This is a genomic window from Allosediminivita pacifica, from assembly GCF_003054175.1.
Taxonomy (GTDB): domain Bacteria; phylum Pseudomonadota; class Alphaproteobacteria; order Rhodobacterales; family Rhodobacteraceae; genus Allosediminivita; species Allosediminivita pacifica.
The window spans coordinates 1-20536 of the sequence record NZ_QBKN01000018.1 but is presented as its reverse complement, the minus strand read 5'-3'; the positions used below and the strand labels follow the sequence as shown (position 1 = coordinate 20536).

Genomic DNA, 20536 nt, shown 5'->3' with positions numbered 1-20536 from the left:
CGCGCATGAAAGTCCAGTCACCCGATGTGGAACGCGACGGCGCGGCGCAGGTCCCCCCCCCGTGCCGTGCGCACCCCTGCCGGGCAGCTTCTGGCCGAGGGTGCCATCGGGGCCCGCGCCGTTGCCGGGGCGCTGGCCGAAAGCGGCCTCTCCGGCGCCCCTGTCGAGGACGTGCTCGCCCGCGAAGGGCTGGTGTCCGAAAGCGAGGTCCTGAAAGCCCGCGCGCAGAGCATGGGTCTTGCCCGCCTCGACCGCGCCTCCGATCCTCCCGACGCCACCGTGACCGGCTACCTGCCCGTGCATGTCTGCCTGTCCCACGGTGTGCTGCCGTGGAAAATCGAGGGCGACGCGCTGGTCGTGGGCACCTGCGATCCCGATCGCCTCGCCGCCGCGCTCGAGCACCTGTCCCCGGACGCGCCGCCCCGGATCGCCAAGGCGCTGGTGTCAGAGGCCGACATCCACGCCGAGATCGCCATGCGCTACGGCGCGGCCCTCGCCCGCCAGGCCGAGCAGCGCCTGCCCGCCGCCGACAGCTGCCGCGATCTTGCTCAGGCCACCTGGTGCAGCGCGGCACTCGCCGCCGGTCTGGCCGCACCCTGCGTCGCGGCGCTCGCGTTGGCCCCGCAGGTCTTTTTCGCGGCGGTGGTGATGCTGGCGCTGGCCTCGCTCGCGGTCTCGCAATTGCTGAAGCTCTCGGCCCTCGTGGCAAGCGCCGCGCGCCCGGCACCACCCGATCCCAGACGGCTGCCCGCGGATCTGCCCATGGTCTCGCTGCTGGTGCCACTCTTCGACGAGTATGACATCGCCGGCGCCCTGATCGCGCGGCTCGGCCGCCTGACCTACCCCAAGGTGCGGCTCGAGATCGTGCTGATCCTCGAAGAAGACGACGCACCGACCCGTGCGGGGCTGGCCGAGGCCGCGTTGCCGCCCTGGATGCGCGTGGTCGAGGTGCCACGGGGCACCGTCATGACCAAGCCGCGCGCGCTCAACTACGCGCTGAACTTCACACGCGGCGACATCATCGGCATCTACGACGCCGAGGATGCCCCGGCCCCGGACCAGCTCGAACGGATCGTCTCGCGCTTCGCAAAGGCCCCGCCACAGACCGCCTGTCTGCAGGGCATCCTCGACTTCTACAACCCGCGCGCCAACTGGCTCTCGCGCTGCTTCACCATCGAATACGCCACCTGGTTCAGGGTTATGCTGCCGGGCCTCGCGCGGCTTGGCCTGCCGGTGCCGCTTGGCGGCACCTCGGTCTTCATTCGCCGTAGCGCGCTCGAGTCGGCGGGCGGATGGGATTCGCACAACGTGACCGAGGACGCGGATCTCGGCATCCGCCTCGCCCGGCTCGGCTACCGGACCGAACTTGTCGCGACCGTCACACGGGAAGAGGCCAACAACCGGCTTTGGCCCTGGATCCGGCAGCGGTCGCGCTGGCTCAAGGGTTACGCGGTCACCTGGTGGGTGCATTCACGGCGCCCGCTGAGGCTTTGGCGCGATCTCGGCACCTGGCGCTTCCTGGGCCTTCAGGCGCTGCTGCTGACCACCCTGCTGCAGTTCGCCCTCGCCCCGGTGCTCTGGTCCTTCTGGCTGGTGCTGGTCGGCCTGCCGCACCCGCTCACCCCGCTGCTGACCGGCAATCTTCTGGCGCTGATGGTGACCGTCTTCCTCTGCGCCGAGGGCATCGGCATCGTGGCCGCCGCCACGGCACTCGCCCGCGGACCATACAGCCGCCTGCTGCCCTGGATCCTGACGCTGGTGTTCTATTTTCCGCTCGGCAGTCTCGCCTTCTATCGCGGCCTCTGGCAAGCGGCCCTCCGCCCCTTCCACTGGGACAAGACCCGGCACGGCGTCTCGCAGCCCGGCGATCCCGACGACGATCTGCCCGAGCAGCCGCGATGAGCTCAGCCTTCCAGTCGCGTCCGCGAGTCGAGCTTCAGTCGCGTCACGAAGGCCACCGAGATATGGTCGCGCAGCGCCTTGTTGGCGGCCTCCTCGTCACGCCGCGCGATGGCCTCGACAATCGCCGCATGCTCGCCCAGCGCCACCTCGCCCCGCCCGGCCACGGCCAGCGAAGTGTTCGCCATCAGCGCCATGGACCGATGCACGAGATCGAGCTGCTGCACGAGGTAGCGGTTGTGCGAGGCAAGCTGGATCATCCGGTGAAAGCGCCTGTTGGCGCGCGCCAGCGCCGGCGGATCGTCCAGCAACGCGCGGTCCTCGTCGACCATCTCGCGCAGAACCTGGATTTCCTCGGCGGTGGCGTGCCGGGCCGCCAGCCGCGCCGCCAGCCCCTCGAGCTCGGTCCGCACGGCATAAAGCTCGGCCATCTGGTTGTGGTCGAGCGAGGCCACGATCAGCGACCGCCCGTCCCGCACCAGCAACGACTGCGTCTCGAGGCGCTGCAAGGCCTCGCGGATCGGGGTGCGCGACACGCCGAAGCGCTCGGCCAGTTCGCTTTCCACGAGCCTGTCGCCGGGACGGTAGATCCCGCCATCGATCGCCTCGAGGATCAGCGCATAGGCATCCTTCTGCGCCGGTCTGGCCTGCTGCACGTCCGTCTCCTCCGTCGGTATCGGGCCACGATAGCGCCAACGGCGGGACGTTCAACCTGCCCCATTGCCACGCCCCCGCGCCCGTCGTAGCAACATCACATGCCACGTTCCGCCTTCTCCCATGTCCGCAACTGGGTCTTCGACCTGGACAACACGCTCTATCCGCCCGCCATGCGCCTCTTCGACCAGATCGAGGTGAAGATGACCGATTTCGTCATGCGCCGCCTCGGCGTCGGTCGCGCGCGGGCCGACCAGCTGCGCAAGGACTACTGGGCGCAATACGGGACCACGCTGGCGGGGCTCATGCATCACCACGGCATCGCCCCCGAGGACTATCTCCTGGAAGTGCACGACATCTCGTTCGACGCGCTCGAACCCGACCCGCACCTGTCCGATCTCATCTCCCAGCTGCCCGGCCGCAAGATCGTCTACACCAACGGCTCCGCCCCCTACGCCGCGCAGGTTCTCAAGGCCCGCGGGCTGGAAGCGGCCTTCGACGCGATCTACGGGGTCGAGAACGCGGGCTATGCGCCCAAACCCGGCCGCGCGGCCTTCGAAAAGGTTTTCGCGCTCGACGGGCTCGATCCGGAAACCGGCGCCATGTTCGAGGACGACGCCCGCAACCTCGCCGCGCCCCACGCCATGGGCATGCGCACGGTGCACGTCGCCCCCGCGCCGGAACCCGCCGACCACATCCACCACCACACCGACGACCTGACGGGCTTCCTGCGCGCTCTGCGCTGAACCGGCCCTAGCCGGCGCCGCCCTCGGCCGCCTTCCGTTCGGCGTAGTCGCTGCGCGCCTGCTCGATCCTGCGGAAATTCTCCTCGGCCCAGATCCACACGCCGCAGAACGCCTTGCTGAGACCCAGTCCGAGGTCCGTCAGCCGGTACTCCACCTTCGGCGGCACGACCGGATAGACCGTGCGGGTCACCAGCCCGTCCCGCTCCATGGCGCGCAGCGTCTGGGTCAGCATCTTCTGGCTGATCCCCTCGCAGGCCCGGGACAGTTCCCCGAAACGGCAGCACCCCCGCTCGGTCAGGATCTCGATCAGCAGCATCGTCCACTTGTCGGCAACCCGGCCGATGATCTCTTCCACGAGGCGGTCAACCGCCGGGTCGGTCGGGGGGATATCCAGCAACTCCCGCCGCAGCGCATCGTCCGTCATAGCCCATGCTCTCTTTTTGGTAAGTATAAATCTTTCGGGTGCCTTCTTTCCCGTGGATAGCAGGAGGATCATTTTCGGGCCAGTTGTTGGAAAAGGAAAATCCGCATGGCTCTCACGAACCGAACGATCCTCATCACCGGCGGCAACTCCGGCATCGGCCGCGCCCTTGCCGAGGCGCTTCAGGCGAAGGGCAACCGCATCATCATCACCGGGCGCAAGCCGCACAGCCTGCAGGCCGCGCTGGACGCCAATCCCGCCATGGCGGGCTACACGCTCGACGTCACGGACGAGGCCGCGCTGGCCAGCTTTCCGGCCCGCCTTCTCTCCGAACATCCGGACCTCGACACCGTCATCCTGAACGCCGGCATCATGGAGGCCGAGGACTACACCGCCGACCCCGTGCAGCTCGACGTGGCCGAACGCACCATCGCCACGAACCTCACCGCCCCCATCCGCATGGCGGCGGCACTGCTGCCACACCTGCAGGGCCGTCCCAAGGCGGCGCTCGTCACCGTGTCCTCCGGGCTCGCCTTCGTGCCCAAGGCCGCCAACCCGGTCTATTCCGCCACCAAGGCCGCGATCCACTCCTGGAGCCAGGCCCTACGGCATCAGCTGCGCGGGACGTCGGTCGCCGTCCACGAGATCGCACCGCCGCTGGTCGGGACGGAACTGACACCAGGCCAGTCGAAGGTCGCCGCGGCGATGCCCCTGCAGGCATTCACGGACGAGGTCGTCGGCATCCTCTCGCGCGACGAGGTGCCCGACGAAGTCCTCGTGAGCCGTGTCGACTTCCAGCGCCGCGCCGAGGCGGAAGGCCGCTTCGCGGAAACCTTCGCCGCGATCAACGGCTGAATGGTCCTGTTCGCCGGGTCGGGGGGGCTGCCTCTGACCCGGCGGCGATGCCGAGGCAGCCCTTCCCCGGGATACCTGCAGGATCTGGCCCTTATCACGCTGCCGGTTGTCGGCCTGGCCCGAACCGATCGACGGACTCTGCCCGCAACTCATGCTCCACCACGCTCCTCTACCGGGCCCGCCTGCATCGCGCGCCTCATGAACTGGCCCGGAGGTTCGCCGACATGGCGTCTGAACGCCGTGCTGAATGTGCTCGCGGATCCGTAGCCGATCTGACCCGCGATCTGGGCCAGCGACAGCCGGCCGGCTCTCAGCAGCGACTTGGCCACGGCCATCCGCCATGTCAGCAGGTAGTCCATCGGCGTCATGCCGACGGTCCTCAGGAACCTGTCGAAGAAGGCGGAGCGCGACATGCCGACGTTCCGTGCGAGCTCGCTTGCCGTCCAGTTGCGCTCGATATCCCCGTGCATCAGCCGCAACGCTGTCACGACGCGGTCATCTGCCAGCCCGCGCAACAGGCCCGGCCCAGCCGTCGCGCCAGGCGCGGCTCTCAGCGCCTCGATCAGCAGGATCTCGACCAGCCGCTCCAGGACCAGGTCACGACCGACGTCGTCGCGACCGGCCTCGTCGCCGACCAGCCGCACGAGCCGGGACAGCCGCGGCACCTCGCGGATGTGGATCACCCGGGGCAACATCGACACGAGAAGGGCCGCGTCCGGCGAGACAAATTCGAAATAGCCGCCGAACTGACGCATCTCCGCGGGTCCGTCCCTTCGACCGTGGCGAACCTCTTCACCGGGTGACGTCATGCTGCCGGCATCGACAATCCGCCCGCTCGCATCGGGGGAAGACATCGTGAAGGCTGGCGTCGCGGGGAGGAGGACAAAGTCGCCTTCCTTCAGCAGGACCGGCGCTTCCCCCTCCACCTTGAGCAGGCAGCTTCCCAGCGTCATCGCGCAGAAGCCTGGATGTTTGAAGGCAGGGTAGCGCACGGCCCAGTCACCCGCGCCGCTGATCCCCTTCGAGAAGACGGCCTTGGGCTGCAAGAGGCGCATGATCTGCTCCAGGGGATCGGTCATTCTGGACTTTCGCAAATGATATCCGGACTTCCAGTCGATGATTGTCCAGATAGTGTCAGCTATCTCGGTCTCGTCAACATCATAGACAGGAGACTGACATGAAGACCGTCCTTATCACCGGCTGTTCGTCGGGCTACGGGCTCGAAACCGCGCGCCATTTCCACGACCAGGGGTGGCAGGTCATCGCGACGATGCGCACGCCTCGCGACGACCTGTTCGTGGCTTCCGATCGCCTCCGGATGCTGTCGCTGGACGTGACCGATCCCGACAGCATCCGGGCCGCGGTCGAGGCCGCAGGCCCCGTCGACGTCCTGGTCAACAATGCCGGCATCGGGGTGGTGGGGGCCTTCGAGGCGACGCCGATGGCACATGTCCGAAAGGTGTTCGAAACGAACACGCTGGGAACGATGGCCATGGTCCAGGCCGCCATTCCCGCCATGCGCGCGCGTGGGTCCGGTGTGATCGTGAACATCACCTCCAGCGTGACCTTGGCCGCGATGCCCCTGGCGGCCGCCTATACGGCCAGCAAGCAGGCGATCGAGGGCTTTACGGGATCACTCGCGCACGAGCTTGCGCATTTCGGTCTCCGCGCCAAACTGGTCGAGCCCGGCTACGCCCCGACCACCCGTTTTGCGCAGAACACCGAACTCGACGTCGCCGACCTGATCCCCGAAGCATATGCCGACTTCGCGGCCCCCATCTTCGCAGCCTATGCGGCGCCCGCCTTGACCACATCGGAACGCGATGTTGCCGAAGCGGTCTGGCAGGCAGCGCATGACGAGACAGACCGTCTGCATTTCCCGGCAGGTCCGGACGCGGTTGCGTTGGCGCAGGCAGGCTGAGCCGGGTCGCCCAGTCCTGTCGCGACCGACCTCGACGTCGTCACCTGCCGACCCTGCCGGGATTTCCTGCTTTCAGCGGTCGTCCCGCAGAGCCCGTGGCTACAGGTCCATATCCGACCGGGCAGGCTACGGGCTCCAGCGGGGCGCGATTCCCGAATGCAGCCCCTCGACAAGAGAGGTAACCCCGGCTCCGCGCCCTCCCCGCCGCAGCCCATGCGACCGGGCTCACGGGCTTTCCCGGATCGTGTCGACGATCCGGGTCACGCAGTCGCTCACGTCACGTCCGGCGGTGTCCACCACCAGTCGGTCACCCTGCCAGGGCTCGAACTCCCGCGCCAGCACCTGGGACCAGCTCGGCACGACAAGACCGGGCACATCGCTCTGCCGCGTCTCGACACGCCTGCGATGCAGGGCCCGGTCGCTGCAGGTGACCTCGACATTGGTCAGCTTGCATCCCGTGTCCCGCGCCACCCCGGCCCACATCTCCGGGATCAGCGCGACGGGGTTCACCGTGTCGAGGATCACGTCCCGCCCGAGCAGAAGGTTGTCCTTCGCCACGCCGGCAAGGACGACATAGCCCGCGTCCGCCGCCTCGCGGATCGCCAGCGTGCTCTGCGCCAGCGCGGCCTCGACCGTGTCGACGCGCAGGTGCACCGCCCCGGTCCGCCGCGCCAGCGCGCGGGCCAGGGTGGTCTTTCCGACGCCCGGCAGTCCGGACAGGGCCACGAGTCTCGCCATGCCCGCAGCCTGTCATCCAGCCGCACGCGCCGCCAGCCTTTGAATGCCGGGACAGGGCGACACGGTGTGGGACAATCCTAACGAATGGTGAATTCGCATAACTAACCCATTGATTTCTATAGACCGACGCGATGTCCCGGCCCGGGACACCCCGGGACAGGGCCTCCCCGGACGGAATGTCGCTTTGAAACCGCACCGCCCGCGCGCCATCTGAGGCGCCACGGAAACAGGAAACGCAGCGCCATGACAGCCATAGACATCCGCCCCCGCGGCCTCCTTTACAGCCTGCCGGTCATCGGCTGGTTCGCCCGCGACCTTGCCCGCGATCCCGAAGGCCATATCTGGTATTTCCTCGTCATCGTCCTCACACTCGCGATCCTCGCGGTGAAGACCTGGGGTCTCGTCGCCCTCGCCCTGCCGGCGGTGCTCTTCACCCCGGTCATGTTCGTCATCCTCGTCCTGATCAGCGTCGGGAAATAGCCAAGCCGGAGAGCGCCGCCATGCCAGGCAAAGACTTCGACATCCTCGTCTCGGGCGGCGGCATAGCCGGTCTCACCGCGGCCGCCGCCTTCGGACAGGCCGGTTTCTCGGTCCTCGTGGTCGACCCGACCCCGCCCGTCACCGACCGCGATGCCGAGGGCGCCGACCTGCGCAGCACCGCCTTCCTGCAGCCGGCCCGCGACTTCCTCGATCAGATCGGCCTCTGGGGCCACCTCGCCCCCCAGGCCATGCCCCTGCAGACCATGCGGATCGTCGACGCCGGCGGCCCGGACCCGGAACCGCGCGTCAGCCACGACTTCCAGTCGGACGACATCTCCGACCGCCCCTTCGGTTGGAACCTGCCCAACTGGCTGCTGCGCCGCGAGATCGCGGCCCACCTGGGCGAGATGGCAAACGTCGACTACCGCACAGGTGCCGGAACGACATCCCTCTTTACCCGAGAGGCCGAGGCCCGCGTCACCCTCACCGACGGCACCCGCCCGCGCGTCCGGCTCGTCGTCGCCGCCGACGGGCGCAACTCGCCGATGCGGCAGGCCGCGGGCATCGACGTGAAGACCACCCGCTTCGGTCAGAAGGCACTCGCCTTCGCCGTCACCCACGACCTTCCCCACCACAACGTCTCGACCGAAGTCCACCGCACCGGCGGCCCCTTCACCTTCGTCCCCCTGCCCGACCACGAGGGCCGCCCCTGCTCGGCCATCGTCTGGATGGAGGAAGGACCGAAGGCCGAAGCCCTGGCGAAGCTCGACACAGCCGCCTTCGAGGCAGAGATGACCCGCCGGTCCTGCGGGCTCTTCGGCCCGCTCACTCTCGCCTCGCGCCGGACGATCTGGCCGATCATCGCGCAGGAGGCCGAGCACCTCTCGGCACAGCGGCTCGCCCTCGTTGCCGAAGCCGCCCACGTAGTGCCGCCCATCGGTGCGCAGGGCCTGAACATGAGCCTCAAGGACATCGCGAAGCTCACCGAGCTGGCCAGCGCCAGCCCCGGAACCCTCGGCGACCGCGCCATGCTCGACACCTACCACAGGTCCCGGATCGCCGATGTCCGCGCCCGCGTCGCCGGCATCGCGGCACTGAACAGGATCTCCATGCTCAGCGCCCCCCGCCTGCGCGACCTGCGCGCGAGTGGCCTCGACGCGCTCTACGGCATGAAGCCCGTCCGCACCGCGATGATGCAGCTCGGCCTCGGCGCCCGGGGCTGAAACCAGCCCTTCTTCTCGCCCTAAATACCTCGGGGTGAATGGCGCGCGCGCCAGAGGGGCAGCGCCCCTGCCGGGGGTCCGGGGGCAAAGCCCCCGGGGAATGGAGCGCGCGCCCGCAGGGCGCGCTCCGCCGGATCAGAGTAGCTTGTCGACCGCCGCGCGCAGACGAGCCACGGTTCCCTGGACGTCGCGCAGCTTGTCGAGCCCGAACAGCCCCAGCCGGAAGGTGCTGAAGCCCTCGGGCTCGCCCACCTGAAGCGGCACGCCGGCGGCGATCTGCAGGCCCTCGGCGGCAAAGGCGCGGCCCGATTTCACCTCCGGATCTCCAGTATAACTCACCACCACGCCCGGCGCGCCAAAGCCCTCGGCGGCGACCGAGGTCACGCCTTTCTCGGCCAACATCTCGCGCACCGCCTCGCCCAGGGCCCACTGCGCCTCGCGCGCCCGGGCAAACCCGAAGGCGGCGGTTTCTTCCATTGCATCGCGGAACTGGCGCAGGCCATCGGTGGGCATGGTGGCGTGGTAGGCGTGCCCCCCGCCCTCGTAGGCCGCCATGATCGACCGCCATTTCTTGAGATCCAGCGCGAAGCTGTCCGAAACGGTCTGCTCCAGCCGCGCTTCGGCGCGCTCGGAGAGCATCACAAGGCCTGCGCAGGGGGTCGAGGACCAGCCCTTCTGCGGGGCCGAGATCAGCACGTCGACGTCGGTCGCCGTCATGTCGACCCAGGCACAGCCAGAGGCGATGCAGTCGAGCACCATGAGCGCGCCCACTTCGTGGGCCGCCGCGGCCATGCGGGCGATGTACGCGTCGGGCAGGATGATGCCCGCACTCGTCTCGACGTGGGGCGCAAAGACCACGTCGGGCTTCGCTTCGGCAATGCGCGCCTCCACATCCTCGATCGGCGCGGGGGCGAAGGGCGCCTGCGCCCCGTTGCCCGCCTGCCGAGCAAGCACCACGTCGGTCGTGCCGGCGAAGCCGCCCGGCTCGAAGATCTGGCTCCAACGATATGAGAACCAGCCGTTGCGCAGGACCAGAACCTCGGCGCCCCGGCCAAACTGGCGCGCGACGGCCTCCATGGCGTAGGTGCCACCGCCCGGCACCAGCGCCACGCCGCTGCCGCCGTAGACCTCCTTCGAGATGCGGGAAATATCGCGCATCACCTGCTGGAACGTCGCCGACATGTGGTTGAGCGAACGGTCCGTGAAGACCACCGAGAATTCGTCGAGCCCATCGGGGTCGATATCGTCGCGCAATGCCATGAGTGCCTCCGTTATTCGCCTTGTCCTTACGCCAGCGATTTTTATCGGAAAAGGCGGATTCTCGAGGGTTTTTCAGGGTCGGTGCGCGGGACGACAGGCGCTGACACAATTCCAGCGTGAACGGCACGCGAACATCCTCACCCGTCTTCGTGACGGTTTACCTCGCCTTAAATGGGTAGGCCGAAATCTCTACCCACATTTGAGATCCACTCGAAAACCCAGAGGTAATCACATGAAGATAAACGCGATTCCGCGCATGGCCGTGCTTTGCCTGATGGCTGCCGCTCCGGCCGCTGCCGAAATGTCACGCGCTGTGACCGAGATCAGTCCCGGGCACGAGGTGGCCGCACACTGGGGCTCCACGGTGCCTGGCAAGGGCGCGGCCTACATCCTGTTCGACCCGGAGGCAGGCCATATCAAGGAGCTCGTGCTGCGCATCGATGGCGTGCCGCCTGACCGGCTCGCCAATGCCGGTCCGGAGGGGCTGTTCGGCCCTGTCCATATCCACAACTATCCGCAGGGCGGACCGGATTTCTTCATCCTCCAACTGCCCGGAGAGTTCACCGCGACCGAAACCGGCTTCGAATTCCGCCTTGAGGATTGGTCGGTAGAGGCACCACTGGGACGCAAGCACGACGGGATCGACGCCACCTTCGTGATGTCCGAAATCGTGGCGGGCAATGCCTACCTCGGATTGCACACGGATCACGCTCTCTGTCCCGGCAACGCCGCCGGAGCGGACATCTGCGCCGCCCCGGCCACCGCTCTGTCGGGTCACCTCAACCTGGTGCCGATCCTGCGCGCCGAACAACTCGCCTCTTACAAGCAGTAGCCCGGGAAGACGGCGGCGGGCTTCGGCGACCGTCCTTATCCAAGCGGGCCCGGTCGCCGCTCCTCGCTCAGCACCACGTTGGCCTCGACGTTGCCGACACCCGGCAACGTCATGATCCGCCGCCGAAGAACCCGTTCGAAATCGGGCAGATCGCGGGCCACGACCCGCAGGCGGTAGTCGAAGAGGCCGAGCACGTGCTCGACGATCTGCACCTCGGGGATGGCGCTGACGGCGCGTTCGAAATCCTCGAGGCTGACGCGCCCCTTGGTAGCCAGTTTCACGCCAAGAAAGACGGTCACTCCGAACCCCAGCGCCTGAAGGTCCAGATCGACGCGCCGTCCCCGGAACACGCCACCGTCGCGTAGACGCTGGATGCGGCGCCAGCACGCCGGTTGCGACAGGCCCAGTTGACGCCCCAGCGCGCCGGCGGTGGCGTTCATGTCCTCGGACAGGGCCCGGACAAGCGCGCGGTCGATCTCGTCCAGCTCCATCAAAGCGGCACCGTCTCGCCTTCCTTGACCTGCGCCACATGCATCAGCGCCTCGATGTCGGCGAGATGCGGCAGGGTCAGCAGCCGCTCGCGGTAGAGCTGCTGATAATGCGCCATGTCCCTAGCGATCACCGCCAGCCGCACGTCGACCGAGCCGAGAAAGGTCTGGATCTCGAGCACCTCGGGCACCTCGCGCGCGGCGGCGATGAACTCGTCGAAGGCACGCGGCGCGGTCTTGTCCAGCGTCACGCGCAGCGAGACCTCGACCTCGTAACCGAGTGCAGGCCAGTGGACGAGGCCGCGCGTGCCCTTCAGCACACCGCGCGTGCGCAACCGCTCCAGCCTGCGGGCCAGCGTGGAGGGCGTGACCGCCGCGCGCTCGGCAAGCTCCGCGTTGGGAAGCTCGGGCGCGGCCATCATCTGCCTGAGAATACGCCTATCAGTGTCATCAAGCATGAATTTACCGTAAACCCAGAAACCAGAGAATGATCCTCGCGCATATACCGGAATTCCTCGCGAAAACGCAAACTCTCTCGCTCCCGACGGCGCGATAAGACCGTCAGAACAACAAAGCGACAGACTCCGAAGGAAGGAAGCAAGATGCGCGTCTATTACGATCGCGATTGCGACATCAATCTCATCAAGGACATGAAGGTCGCCATTCTCGGCTACGGTTCGCAAGGCCACGCCCACGCGCTGAACCTGCGCGACAGCGGCGCCAAGAACGTGGTCGTCGCACTGCGCGAGGGCTCGCCCTCGAAGGCCAAGGCCGAAGGCGAAGGCCTGCAGGTCATGGGCATCGAGGAAGCCGCGGCCTGGTGCGACCTGATGATGTTCACCATGCCCGACGAACTTCAGGCCGCGACCTACAAGAAGTACGTGCATGACAACCTGAAGGAAGGCGCCGCGATCGCCTTCGCGCATGGTCTGAACGTGCACTTCGGCCTGATCGAGCCCAAGCCCGGCGTCGACGTCATCATGATGGCGCCCAAGGGCCCCGGCCACACCGTGCGCGGCGAATACGTCAAGGGCGGCGGCGTGCCCTGCCTCGTGGCAGTCGACACCGACGCCTCGGGCCGCGCCATGGAAATCGGCCTGTCCTACTGCTCCGCCATCGGCGGCGGCCGGTCCGGCATCATCGAGACCAACTTCCGCCAGGAATGCGAAACCGACCTCTTCGGCGAGCAGGCTGTGCTCTGCGGCGGCCTGGTCGAGCTCATCCGCATGGGCTTCGAGACGCTGGTCGAGGCCGGCTACGAGCCCGAGATGGCCTACTTTGAGTGCCTTCACGAGGTGAAGCTGATCGTGGACCTGATCTACGAAGGCGGTATTGCCAACATGAACTACTCGATCTCGAACACGGCCGAGTACGGCGAATACGTGTCGGGCCCGCGCATCCTGCCCTACGAGGAGACCAAGAAGCGCATGAAGGAGGTCCTCACGGACATCCAGACCGGCAAGTTCGTGCGCGACTTCATGATGGAGAACGCCGTCGGCCAGCCCATGTTCAAGGCGACCCGCCGCATCAACGACGAGCACCAGATCGAGCAGGTCGGCGAGAAGCTTCGCGACATGATGCCCTGGATCTCGGCCGGCCGCATGGTCGACAAGTCCAAGAACTGATCCCGAGGAACATCCTTGCGGAACGGGCGGCCCCAGTGGCCGCCCGATTTCGTTTGGCGGGGCAGCCATGCAATTTTCGCAACCCCGCTAAACGGCAGGGCGCACACCCTTTCGCTTGGGCAAGCGAGCGGATAGCGCCAGTCGACGCAACAGCCGCCCCATTTCGGGACGGCCATGAGAAACAAAATTACCCGGCAATATAAAAATGTCTGATGCATCCCCCACGCTCGACGCCCTGGGCGCCGAGACACGACCAAAGAACGCCCCCTACCGGGTGCTGCTGGCCAGCCTGATCGGCACGACCATCGAGTTCTTCGACTTCTACATCTACGCAACCGCCGCGGTGCTGGTCTTTCCGACGCTGTTCTTCCCCGGCGCCGACCCGATGACCGCGCTGCTGGCCTCCTTCGCGACCTTCTCCATCGCCTTCTTCGCGCGGCCGCTGGGCGCGCTGGTCTTCGGCCACTTCGGCGACCGGATCGGGCGCAAGGCGACGCTGGTGGCGGCGCTGCTGACCATGGGGATATCGACCGTCATCATCGGCCTGCTGCCAAGCTACGCGCAGATCGGCGTGGTGGCACCGCTGCTGCTGGCGCTCTGCCGCTTCGGGCAGGGCTTCGGGCTTGGCGGCGAATGGGGCGGCGCGGTCCTGCTGGCCACGGAAAACGCGCCTCCGGGCAAGCGGTCGTGGTACGGGATGTTCCCGCAGCTCGGCGCGCCGGTGGGGCTGTTCCTGTCCTCGGGCTTCTTCTGGGTGCTGCTGCACTTCATCGACCAAGAGGCGCTGCTGAGCTGGGGCTGGCGGCTGCCGTTCCTGAGCTCGATCATCCTGATCGGCCTCGGGCTCTGGGTGCGACTGTCGATCTCGGAGACGCCCGAGTTCGCGAAGGCGGTGGAAAAGGACGAGCGGGCGGCGGTGCCGGCGGCGGACATCTTCCGCAACCACAAGCGAAGCCTGTTCCTGGGCACCTTCGTGGCGCTGGTGACCTTCGTGCTCTTCTATATCTGCACGGCCTGGCTGCTGTCCTACAACGTCCAGGTCATCGAGATCCCCTTCCTCGACGCACTGCGGATCCAGATCTTCGGGGCGCTGGTCTTCGCGGTTTCGATCGTGATCGCGGGCCGGGTGGCCGACCGGACGGGGCGGTTCAAGTTCCTGCTGGTGGTGACAGCGCTGATCGGGCTCTTCTCGTTCTCGCTGGCCTCGCTGCTCGAATCCGGCGTGGCCGGGGTCTATGCCTTCGTCGCGGTGGGAATGTTCCTGATGGGGCAGACCTACGGGGTGATCGGTGCGGCGCTGGCGGCGCCGTTCCCGACCAACGTGCGCTACACGGGCTCGTCGCTGACCTTCAACTTCGCGGGCATCTTCGGGGCCTCGCTGGCGCCCTACATCGCGACCTGGCTTCAGAGCACCTACGGGATGGCCTACGTCGGCTACTACCTGCTGGTGGCGGCGATCATCACCGTGGCCTGTATCCTTGCCATGGGGCCCAAGAAGGTCTGACCCGGACCACATGAGATGGCTGGCACCGGTCCCGGAAACGGGGCCGGCGATTTTTCGTGTCCCGGGGTGTCCCGGGGTGTCCCGGGCCGGGACATGTTTTCGCTCTATAGGAATCAATGGCTTACAGAGACGGATTCACCAGTTGTTAGGAATGTCCCGGGTTTGGCGGGAGTGAGTCGGCGGTCTGGTTCGTGAGTTTCTCGGCTTTGCCGCCCCCTCACCCTGACCCTCTCCCCCGAGGGGAGAGGGAAGCGCGTTTGCCCGGCGATGGGACCTGGTTGCAGGCGTACCTCGCCCCATCCCCTCCCCCTGGCATGGGGAGGGGATGGTGTTGCGCCAGCGGCCGGCACTGCGCGTCAGGTGCTGGCTTCGAGCAGGTCGCGGAGCTGGGAGGGGAAGAGTTGCAGGACGAGGGTCTCGGTCATGGCGGTGCCGTCGTTGTCGACGTAAACGCGCAGGTCGACGGGCGTGTCGTCGCCCGGCGGCAGGCCCGAGAAGTCGAGGTCGAAGATGGCGCGCCAGTAGTCCGCCCCCACCACAGGGTAGGCAGCGCGCAGCGAGACCTCGCCGCGCGAGGTGGTAACCATGGGCAGCAGCTTTTCGGGATCGGGCTCCAGGCCCTCGAAACCGCGGGGCTCGAGATCGCAGACCACCTTGACCACCCCCTCGGGGCGCGGCTGCCCCGGCACGCCGCCGGCGCCGATGCGGCAGGCGGTGTAGCGCGCGGCCTCGGGGGCGACGGGCGTGTCCTCGACCCAGGACAGACGATAGGCGAAGTCGAATTCCGACCCGGCCTCGGCCGCCTGCGCCGGGGTCCAGAAGGCGACGATGTTGTCGTGGATCTCGTCGTCGGTGGGCAGCTCGATCAGCGTCACCGTGCCGTCGCCCCAGTCGCCCTGCGGCTCGATCCAGGCGGAGGCGCGCTTTTCATAGAAGACGCCGTCGTCGAGGTACTCGGAGAAGTTGCGCTCTCGCTGCATGAGGCCGAAGCCGGTGGGGCTTTGCGCCTGAAAGCTGTTGGCGGTGGCCTGCGGCGGGTTGTTGAGCGGGCGCCAGAGGCGTTCGCCCGTGCCGAGGTGAATCTCGAGCCCGTCTGAATCGTGCACCTCGGGGCGCCAGTCGGGTGAGACGTGCTGGTTGTGCTTGCCGAACCAGAACATCGAGGTGAGCGGCGCGATGCCCAGACGCTCGACCCCGTCGCGCAGGAAGACCTGCGCCTCGATGTCCTGCACGACGCCATCATGGCGGCGGTGCGAGGTGATCCGGTAGGCGCCGGTGGCCCGGGGGCTCTCGAGCAGCGCGTGGGCGATGAAGGCGCCCTCTGGCTGCGATTCCACCCAGAAACGTGTGAAGCGGGGAAACTCCTCGGGTCCATCGGCGATCGCCGTGTCTAGCGCGAGGCCGCGCGCGGAGAGGCCGAACTGGCCGCTGTAGCCCGCGGTGCGCCAGTAGGAGGCGCCGAGGAAGGCCATCCAGTCGGCGCGCTGCTCGGGATCCTGCACCGAGAAACCGGCGAAGCCCTCGGTCCCGTCGAGCTGCCGGGCGGGGTTGTCCTCGGGGATCTCGAAAAGATCGTTGGAGAAGCGCACTTCGCGCGCCATGCCGCCTTCGAGCGCGTAGATGTGCACCGGTTCCTTGAAGTAGCGCCCGGGGTAGAAGAAATGCACCGGCGCGCGGTCCTGCGTCCCGCCCCAGAGCGCCCTGTCCTCGCGAAAGCGGATGGCGCCGTGGGCATCGTAGTCGATGCGTTCGAGCGTCGGCGCGTCGGCCACGCGCATGGGCGTGAAGCTTTCGCCCGCGAGGTTGCGGGCCAGTTCCTTCAGGCTGTCGAAGCTGAAGGCTTCCTCGGGGCCCAGCATTTCGGGGCCAAGTTCGGCGCGGGCGACGCGCGGGAGGAGGAAGAAGGCGCCGGCGCCGAGGGCACCGGTGAAGAGATCACGGCGGGAAAGGGGCAAGTCGGGCATGGCACTCCGGTTCCGTTTACGCTGCTACACTGCCGGCCGCCGGGGCGGGCCGGATCTCCTCCCCTCGGCAGAGAAGGACAACGTGGCGTGGAAATCGAGAGCGGCCGGAGGGCCGTGTGGCCGGGTGGCGAAGGCTCGCCAAACACCCCCTGCCCCTTCGGCAGGCCCTTGCCGAACCGGGAAAGGCCGGGGGCGCGGGGTGGGTCCGGCGGGAACTTCGCCGCCGGACCGGAATTACCTCAGGTTGCGGATACCGTCAGGCGGCGCGGGTCAGTCCCAGCAGCTGACCAGGACGGTCATCGCAGCGGCACGTTCGGTGAGATCCTCGGGCGCCATGCGCGCGGTGCCTGTGGAGAGCGGCGTGGTGACGCCGGCCTCGTCCAGCAGCGGCGCGATCATCCGGGCCTGGAGCGCGAAACGCACGTCCTGCGGAAGTTGCTGGCCGCTGGTGGCGTCGGCAGGCAGCAGCATGCCCACAACGCCGCCGGCCTCGTCCAGCACCGGGCCGCCGGCGTCGCCGGGCTCGGCGGCAAGCGCGAGGCGGCTCAGCCCCTCCTCGCCGCCAAGGCCGCGGATGTCCTCGAAGGTGCCGTAGGTCAGCGTGGGCGCGCTGAGCACGCCGCCATAGGGATAGCCGGCGACGGCGATCTCGGACTGCAGGCGCGGGAGGCCATCGCGGAAGGCGCCCACCGCACGCGGGGCAAGCCGGCCCTCGGGGCGCAGCAGGGCCGCGCCGAGGGCAGCGTTGCCGGCAACGAGGCGCGCGTCATAGCTGCCGTCGAGCGTGATCTGTGTGCAGTCGCCGACCGTGTCGTAGCTGGTCAGGACCACGGCGTTCTCCGAGACGAAGAAGCCCGAGCCGCTGGCGCGCGGCTGGCGCACCTGCAGCCCCGAGACGAGGTCGACCGAGGCCGAGTCATTGGTGACCTGCGCGGGGTCGAGCACGCCGCCGATGCGCTCGAAGCTCGACTGCATGCGCTGCAGGACACGTGTGCGGCGTTCCTCGTCACCCGCCGGCCAGACCAGCGTGAAGCCCTTGAGCTCGCCGCCCGAGAGGGTGACCTCGGTGTGGCTGACGATCTCGTCATTGGCGCCGGTGAGCAGGAAGCTGTCGCCGTCGCGCGAGCGCTCGCCCTCGAGCGGGACGATCTCGAGCGTCTGCATGATCTCGTAGAGCCCAGCCAGCGTGCGGCTGTCGCCGGGCTGGCTGATGAGCAGGACGCGGGCCTGCAGGTCGCCGGAGGGATCGTAGACGGCGAAGGGCGGATCGTAGCGGTCGCGCGAGACCACGTCGGCGGGCATCTCGATGGAGATGCCGGCGCGGCTGTCGGTGACGCGGCGCATGCCCAGCCCGTCGAAGACGGCGTTGTACTGGCCCAGCAGGTCGGCCCGCTGGCGGGTGGTGAGCACGCCGGTCGCCTCGTAGCCGTTGGCGCCCTGCCAGCTGGCCATGGCGCTGCGGGTGCCGCGCCCGAAGGCGGCGTCGATACGGCCGTTGTAATGCCCCGCCCAGCGCAGGGCGACCTGCAGCTGCTCGCGCTCGCCACGGGTCAGCAGGCGCTCGCCCTCGCGGGCCTCGCGCGGGGTTTCAAGCACCGGCGCGGGATCGGCCGGGGCCTCGGCGCTTTCGGCCGTGTCCTCGCCGGGTTCGCCAAGTGGCTGCGTCTCGACCGGGGCGGTGGTGGCGCCGCCGGTGGCCCCCACGGGCCAGAACTGGCGGCCGTAGTCGGCGGCCTCCTCAAGGTAGCTGTCGGGCGGGATCTGGCCGAAGGCGCGCAGGCGGTTGAGCTCCTGCTGGGCGGCCGCCTCGGTAAAGGGGCCGAGCGCGATGCCGTACCAGCCGCTGCCGAGTGCGAAGCCGTTCACGTTATCGAAGGCCTGCGAGAAACTGCGCGCGCTGTCCTGAGCACCCGACAGGGTCGAGCGGGCCTCGACCTGGATGTAGACGCCCCCCGGCGCCTGTGCGAAGGCCGCCTGCCCCATGACCAGAACCGCTGCCAAAGCCAAGCCGCGCCGATATGTCATCCCGTCATCCAATCCCGGTGGAAAATAGTGTGTTCCGGCCAAGTCTTATGCATCCCCGGCAATGTGTGCACGCCGAAAATGCCACCCCACAGACAATTGATTCTTCCCGCCGCGCCCCCTATGCAACGCCGCGACACGCGAAGGGGCGAGATCCATGGCCGAGACCACCGACAAACCGCGCAGTTTCCAGGAAATCATCCTGCGGCTCCAGACCTACTGGGCGGGCAAGGGCTGCGCGCTGATGCAGCCCTACGACATGGAGGTCGGCGCCGGCACCTTCCACCCGGCCACCACGCTGCGCTCGCTGGGCAGCAAGCCCTGGGCCGCGGCCTACGTGCAGCCCTCGCGCCGGCCGACCGACGGGCGGTACGGCGAGAACCCCAACCGGCTGCAGCACTACTACCAGTTCCAGGTGCTCATCAAACCCAGCCCGCCGAACCTGCAGGAGCTCTACCTGGGCTCGCTCGCCGCCATCGGCATCGACATGGCGCACCACGACATCCGCTTCGTCGAGGATGACTGGGAAAGCCCCACGCTGGGCGCCTGGGGCCTGGGCTGGGAGGTCTGGTGCGACGGCATGGAAGTGTCGCAGTTCACCTACTTCCAGCAGGTCGGCGGCCACGACTGCCACCCGGTCTCGGGCGAGCTGACCTACGGGCTCGAACGCCTCGCCATGTACGTGCTCGGCATAGACCACGTGATGGAGATGCCCTTCAACGACCCTCAGACCGAGATCGCGCTGAAATACGGCGACGTCTTCCGCCAGACCGAGGAGGAATACTCGCGCTGGAACTTCGACGTGGCCGACACCGAGGTCCTGCTGCGCCACTTCGAGGAAGCCGAGGCCGAATGCGCCCGCATCCTCGAGCAGCCCGCCGAGGACCCCAAGACCGGCCGCCGCATCGTCATGGCCCACCCTGCCTACGACCAGTGCATCAAGGCCAGCCACATTTTCAACCTGCTCGACGCCCGCGGCGTGATCTCCGTCACCGAACGCCAAGCCTACATCGGCCGCGTGCGCGCGCTCGCCAAGATGTGCGCCGATGCGTTCGTGTCGACCGAGGCTGGCGGATACGCGGCCTGACCCCATGACAGGCAAGCTCCTCGGCATCCTCATCGTCGCAACCGCGCTGATCTTCGGCGCCGTCGTCTACTACTTCCAGGTCTTCTACTACTACGACCGCGTGGACCCCACCGGCATCGAGGTGACGCTGGCCCTGCCCGACGGCGGACACGAACAGATCCCGTTCGGGGACTTCGAGGCGATCGACGCGATCTCCTCGCCGATCCGCTACCGCGCCTGCTTCACCACCGAGGCCGACCTCGGCGACCTGACGGAGCGCTTCGAGAGCTACCCAGGGGCCCAGCCGCGCAACGCGCCCTTCTGGTTCGGCTGCTTCGACGCCGAGAATATCGGCGAGATGATCGAGGACGGCCGCGCACAGGTCTTCCTGGGCGAAGGCAACATCGAGTTCGGCGTCGACCGCGTCACCGCCATCACCGACGACGGCCGCGGCTACACCTGGCACGAGCTCAACGACTGCGGCCAGAAGGCCTACGACGGCACGCCGCTGGGCGACCACTGCCCGCCGCGTCCGGACTGACATCGGGCTTCTTCTTGGCACAAATATTCCGGGGTCCGGGGCAGAGCCCCGGTCCGCCACCCCCCACGGCGCCGCCGTCCTGGTGGGTTCAAGGCGGCTGTCCACAGATCGTTTTGCGCCCGGGGGCCTCATGCGAACGCCCTCGAACCGGCAAGGCGTTGGTCGAACAGGATTTTGCTGACCGACTTTCGCCCCGAGCTCAGCTCTGTTGCGCAAATCGCCTGATAGCCGAGGCTCCCCTTTCCCCGGACGCACTTATCCCATGGGCTCGGTGACAGGTATTCCGAGCGCGGTGTA

General features: G+C 67.8%; 20 protein-coding genes. 11 read left to right on the top strand and 9 right to left on the bottom strand.

Going from position 1 to position 20536, the window contains the following annotated elements:
* Window positions 1-66 precede the first annotated feature (66 nt).
* Window positions 67-1902, top strand: a complete 1836-nt coding sequence (locus C8N44_RS14180; protein ID WP_244641097.1) for a glycosyltransferase family 2 protein — start codon at window positions 67-69, stop codon at window positions 1900-1902.
* Window positions 1903-1904: 2 nt separating this feature from the next.
* Here the strand turns inward: C8N44_RS14180 and C8N44_RS14175 are convergent, their stop codons facing one another.
* A complete protein-coding gene (locus tag C8N44_RS14175) occupies window positions 1905-2555 on the bottom strand; it encodes a GntR family transcriptional regulator (RefSeq protein WP_107977434.1) in 651 nt (216 codons plus the stop codon).
* A gap of 99 nt (window positions 2556-2654) precedes the next feature.
* Between C8N44_RS14175 and C8N44_RS14170 the strand changes: the two genes are divergently transcribed.
* Window positions 2655-3299 carry a pyrimidine 5'-nucleotidase gene (locus tag C8N44_RS14170; RefSeq protein WP_107977433.1) on the top strand — a complete coding sequence of 215 codons (645 nt, stop codon included), beginning with the start codon at window positions 2655-2657 and terminating at the stop codon, window positions 3297-3299.
* A 7-nt stretch (window positions 3300-3306) separates the two neighbouring features.
* Here C8N44_RS14170 and C8N44_RS14165 read toward each other — a convergent pair whose 3' ends face one another.
* The gene (locus C8N44_RS14165) at window positions 3307-3723 is read right to left on the bottom strand and encodes a winged helix-turn-helix transcriptional regulator (RefSeq protein ID WP_107977432.1); all 417 of its coding nucleotides are present in this window, start codon (window positions 3721-3723) and stop codon (window positions 3307-3309) included.
* Between the two features lie 105 nt (window positions 3724-3828).
* Between C8N44_RS14165 and C8N44_RS14160 the strand changes: the two genes are divergently transcribed.
* Entirely contained in the window at window positions 3829-4575 is a 747-nt protein-coding gene (locus C8N44_RS14160; RefSeq protein ID WP_107977431.1) for an SDR family oxidoreductase, read from the top strand.
* Window positions 4576-4724: 149 nt separating this feature from the next.
* On the opposite strand, the gene C8N44_RS14155 is transcribed toward C8N44_RS14160, so the two are convergent.
* Window positions 4725-5654, bottom strand: coding sequence for an AraC family transcriptional regulator (locus C8N44_RS14155; protein WP_107977430.1), 930 nt, complete (start codon window positions 5652-5654; stop codon window positions 4725-4727).
* Window positions 5655-5752: 98 nt separating this feature from the next.
* Here C8N44_RS14155 and C8N44_RS14150 point away from each other — a divergent pair, with 98 nt between their 5' ends.
* Window positions 5753-6496: an SDR family oxidoreductase gene (locus C8N44_RS14150; protein WP_107977429.1), complete on the top strand. Its 744-nt coding sequence runs from the start codon at window positions 5753-5755 to the stop codon at window positions 6494-6496.
* Between the two features lie 225 nt (window positions 6497-6721).
* On the opposite strand, the gene C8N44_RS14145 is transcribed toward C8N44_RS14150, so the two are convergent.
* The gene (locus C8N44_RS14145) at window positions 6722-7234 is read right to left on the bottom strand and encodes a P-loop nucleotide/nucleoside kinase family protein (protein ID WP_107977428.1); all 513 of its coding nucleotides are present in this window, start codon (window positions 7232-7234) and stop codon (window positions 6722-6724) included.
* A 243-nt stretch (window positions 7235-7477) separates the two neighbouring features.
* On the opposite strand from C8N44_RS14145, the gene C8N44_RS14140 reads away from it, so the two are divergent.
* On the top strand, window positions 7478-7714 hold the full coding sequence (locus tag C8N44_RS14140; RefSeq protein ID WP_107977427.1) for a hypothetical protein: 237 nt from the start codon (window positions 7478-7480) through the stop codon (window positions 7712-7714).
* Between the two features lie 20 nt (window positions 7715-7734).
* On the top strand, window positions 7735-8937 hold the full coding sequence (locus C8N44_RS14135; RefSeq protein ID WP_107977426.1) for a UbiH/UbiF family hydroxylase: 1203 nt from the start codon (window positions 7735-7737) through the stop codon (window positions 8935-8937).
* A gap of 135 nt (window positions 8938-9072) precedes the next feature.
* Here C8N44_RS14135 and C8N44_RS14130 read toward each other — a convergent pair whose 3' ends face one another.
* Window positions 9073-10197, bottom strand: coding sequence for an aminotransferase class V-fold PLP-dependent enzyme (locus C8N44_RS14130; RefSeq protein WP_107977425.1), 1125 nt, complete (start codon window positions 10195-10197; stop codon window positions 9073-9075).
* 232 nt (window positions 10198-10429) lie between these two features.
* Here C8N44_RS14130 and C8N44_RS14125 point away from each other — a divergent pair, with 232 nt between their 5' ends.
* A complete protein-coding gene (locus C8N44_RS14125) occupies window positions 10430-11029 on the top strand; it encodes a hypothetical protein (protein ID WP_107977424.1) in 600 nt (199 codons plus the stop codon).
* A gap of 35 nt (window positions 11030-11064) precedes the next feature.
* On the opposite strand, the gene C8N44_RS14120 is transcribed toward C8N44_RS14125, so the two are convergent.
* Complete coding sequence (locus C8N44_RS14120) at window positions 11065-11523, bottom strand: Lrp/AsnC family transcriptional regulator (RefSeq protein ID WP_107977423.1); 459 nt, start codon at window positions 11521-11523, stop codon at window positions 11065-11067.
* Window positions 11520-11975 carry an Lrp/AsnC family transcriptional regulator gene (locus tag C8N44_RS14115; protein ID WP_107977422.1) on the bottom strand — a complete coding sequence of 152 codons (456 nt, stop codon included), beginning with the start codon at window positions 11973-11975 and terminating at the stop codon, window positions 11520-11522. The genes C8N44_RS14120 and C8N44_RS14115 overlap by 4 nt, the downstream gene beginning before the upstream one ends.
* A gap of 144 nt (window positions 11976-12119) precedes the next feature.
* On the opposite strand from C8N44_RS14115, the gene ilvC reads away from it, so the two are divergent.
* Both ilvC and C8N44_RS14105 read left to right on the top strand, forming a co-directional pair.
* Window positions 12120-13142: a ketol-acid reductoisomerase gene (gene ilvC / locus C8N44_RS14110; protein WP_107977421.1), complete on the top strand. Its 1023-nt coding sequence runs from the start codon at window positions 12120-12122 to the stop codon at window positions 13140-13142.
* Between the two features lie 205 nt (window positions 13143-13347).
* A complete protein-coding gene (locus C8N44_RS14105; RefSeq protein WP_107977420.1) occupies window positions 13348-14646 on the top strand; it encodes an MFS transporter in 1299 nt (432 codons plus the stop codon).
* Between the two features lie 356 nt (window positions 14647-15002).
* Here C8N44_RS14105 and C8N44_RS14100 read toward each other — a convergent pair whose 3' ends face one another.
* Entirely contained in the window at window positions 15003-16610 is a 1608-nt protein-coding gene (locus C8N44_RS14100) for an OpgD/OpgG family glucan biosynthesis protein (protein WP_107977419.1), read from the bottom strand.
* A gap of 270 nt (window positions 16611-16880) precedes the next feature.
* Window positions 16881-18635 carry a trypsin-like peptidase domain-containing protein gene (locus C8N44_RS14095; protein ID WP_107977418.1) on the bottom strand — a complete coding sequence of 585 codons (1755 nt, stop codon included), beginning with the start codon at window positions 18633-18635 and terminating at the stop codon, window positions 16881-16883.
* 154 nt (window positions 18636-18789) lie between these two features.
* Between C8N44_RS14095 and C8N44_RS14090 the strand changes: the two genes are divergently transcribed.
* Together C8N44_RS14090 and C8N44_RS14085 are read left to right on the top strand one after the other, a co-directional pair.
* Window positions 18790-19719, top strand: coding sequence for a glycine--tRNA ligase subunit alpha (locus C8N44_RS14090; protein WP_107977417.1), 930 nt, complete (start codon window positions 18790-18792; stop codon window positions 19717-19719).
* Window positions 19720-19723: 4 nt separating this feature from the next.
* On the top strand, window positions 19724-20239 hold the full coding sequence (locus C8N44_RS14085; RefSeq protein WP_107977416.1) for a DUF6446 family protein: 516 nt from the start codon (window positions 19724-19726) through the stop codon (window positions 20237-20239).
* Window positions 20240-20536 lie beyond the last annotated feature (297 nt).

Coding starts and splice junctions, on each gene's coding strand:
- C8N44_RS14170 (WP_107977433.1), top strand. CDS start 2,655: ATGCCACGTTCCGCCTTCTCCCATGTCCGCAACTGGGTCTTCGACCTG.
- C8N44_RS14165 (WP_107977432.1), bottom strand. CDS start 3,723: ATGACGGACGATGCGCTGCGGCGGGAGTTGCTGGATATCCCCCCGACC.
- C8N44_RS14160 (WP_107977431.1), top strand. CDS start 3,829: ATGGCTCTCACGAACCGAACGATCCTCATCACCGGCGGCAACTCCGGC.
- C8N44_RS14155 (WP_107977430.1), bottom strand. CDS start 5,654: ATGACCGATCCCCTGGAGCAGATCATGCGCCTCTTGCAGCCCAAGGCC.
- C8N44_RS14150 (WP_107977429.1), top strand. CDS start 5,753: ATGAAGACCGTCCTTATCACCGGCTGTTCGTCGGGCTACGGGCTCGAA.
- C8N44_RS14145 (WP_107977428.1), bottom strand. CDS start 7,234: ATGGCGAGACTCGTGGCCCTGTCCGGACTGCCGGGCGTCGGAAAGACC.
- C8N44_RS14140 (WP_107977427.1), top strand. CDS start 7,478: ATGACAGCCATAGACATCCGCCCCCGCGGCCTCCTTTACAGCCTGCCG.
- C8N44_RS14135 (WP_107977426.1), top strand. CDS start 7,735: ATGCCAGGCAAAGACTTCGACATCCTCGTCTCGGGCGGCGGCATAGCC.
- C8N44_RS14130 (WP_107977425.1), bottom strand. CDS start 10,197: ATGGCATTGCGCGACGATATCGACCCCGATGGGCTCGACGAATTCTCG.
- C8N44_RS14125 (WP_107977424.1), top strand. CDS start 10,430: ATGAAGATAAACGCGATTCCGCGCATGGCCGTGCTTTGCCTGATGGCT.
- C8N44_RS14115 (WP_107977422.1), bottom strand. CDS start 11,975: ATGCTTGATGACACTGATAGGCGTATTCTCAGGCAGATGATGGCCGCG.
- ilvC (WP_107977421.1), top strand. CDS start 12,120: ATGCGCGTCTATTACGATCGCGATTGCGACATCAATCTCATCAAGGAC.
- C8N44_RS14105 (WP_107977420.1), top strand. CDS start 13,348: ATGTCTGATGCATCCCCCACGCTCGACGCCCTGGGCGCCGAGACACGA.
- C8N44_RS14100 (WP_107977419.1), bottom strand. CDS start 16,610: ATGCCCGACTTGCCCCTTTCCCGCCGTGATCTCTTCACCGGTGCCCTC.
- C8N44_RS14095 (WP_107977418.1), bottom strand. CDS start 18,635: ATGACATATCGGCGCGGCTTGGCTTTGGCAGCGGTTCTGGTCATGGGG.
- C8N44_RS14090 (WP_107977417.1), top strand. CDS start 18,790: ATGGCCGAGACCACCGACAAACCGCGCAGTTTCCAGGAAATCATCCTG.
- C8N44_RS14085 (WP_107977416.1), top strand. CDS start 19,724: ATGACAGGCAAGCTCCTCGGCATCCTCATCGTCGCAACCGCGCTGATC.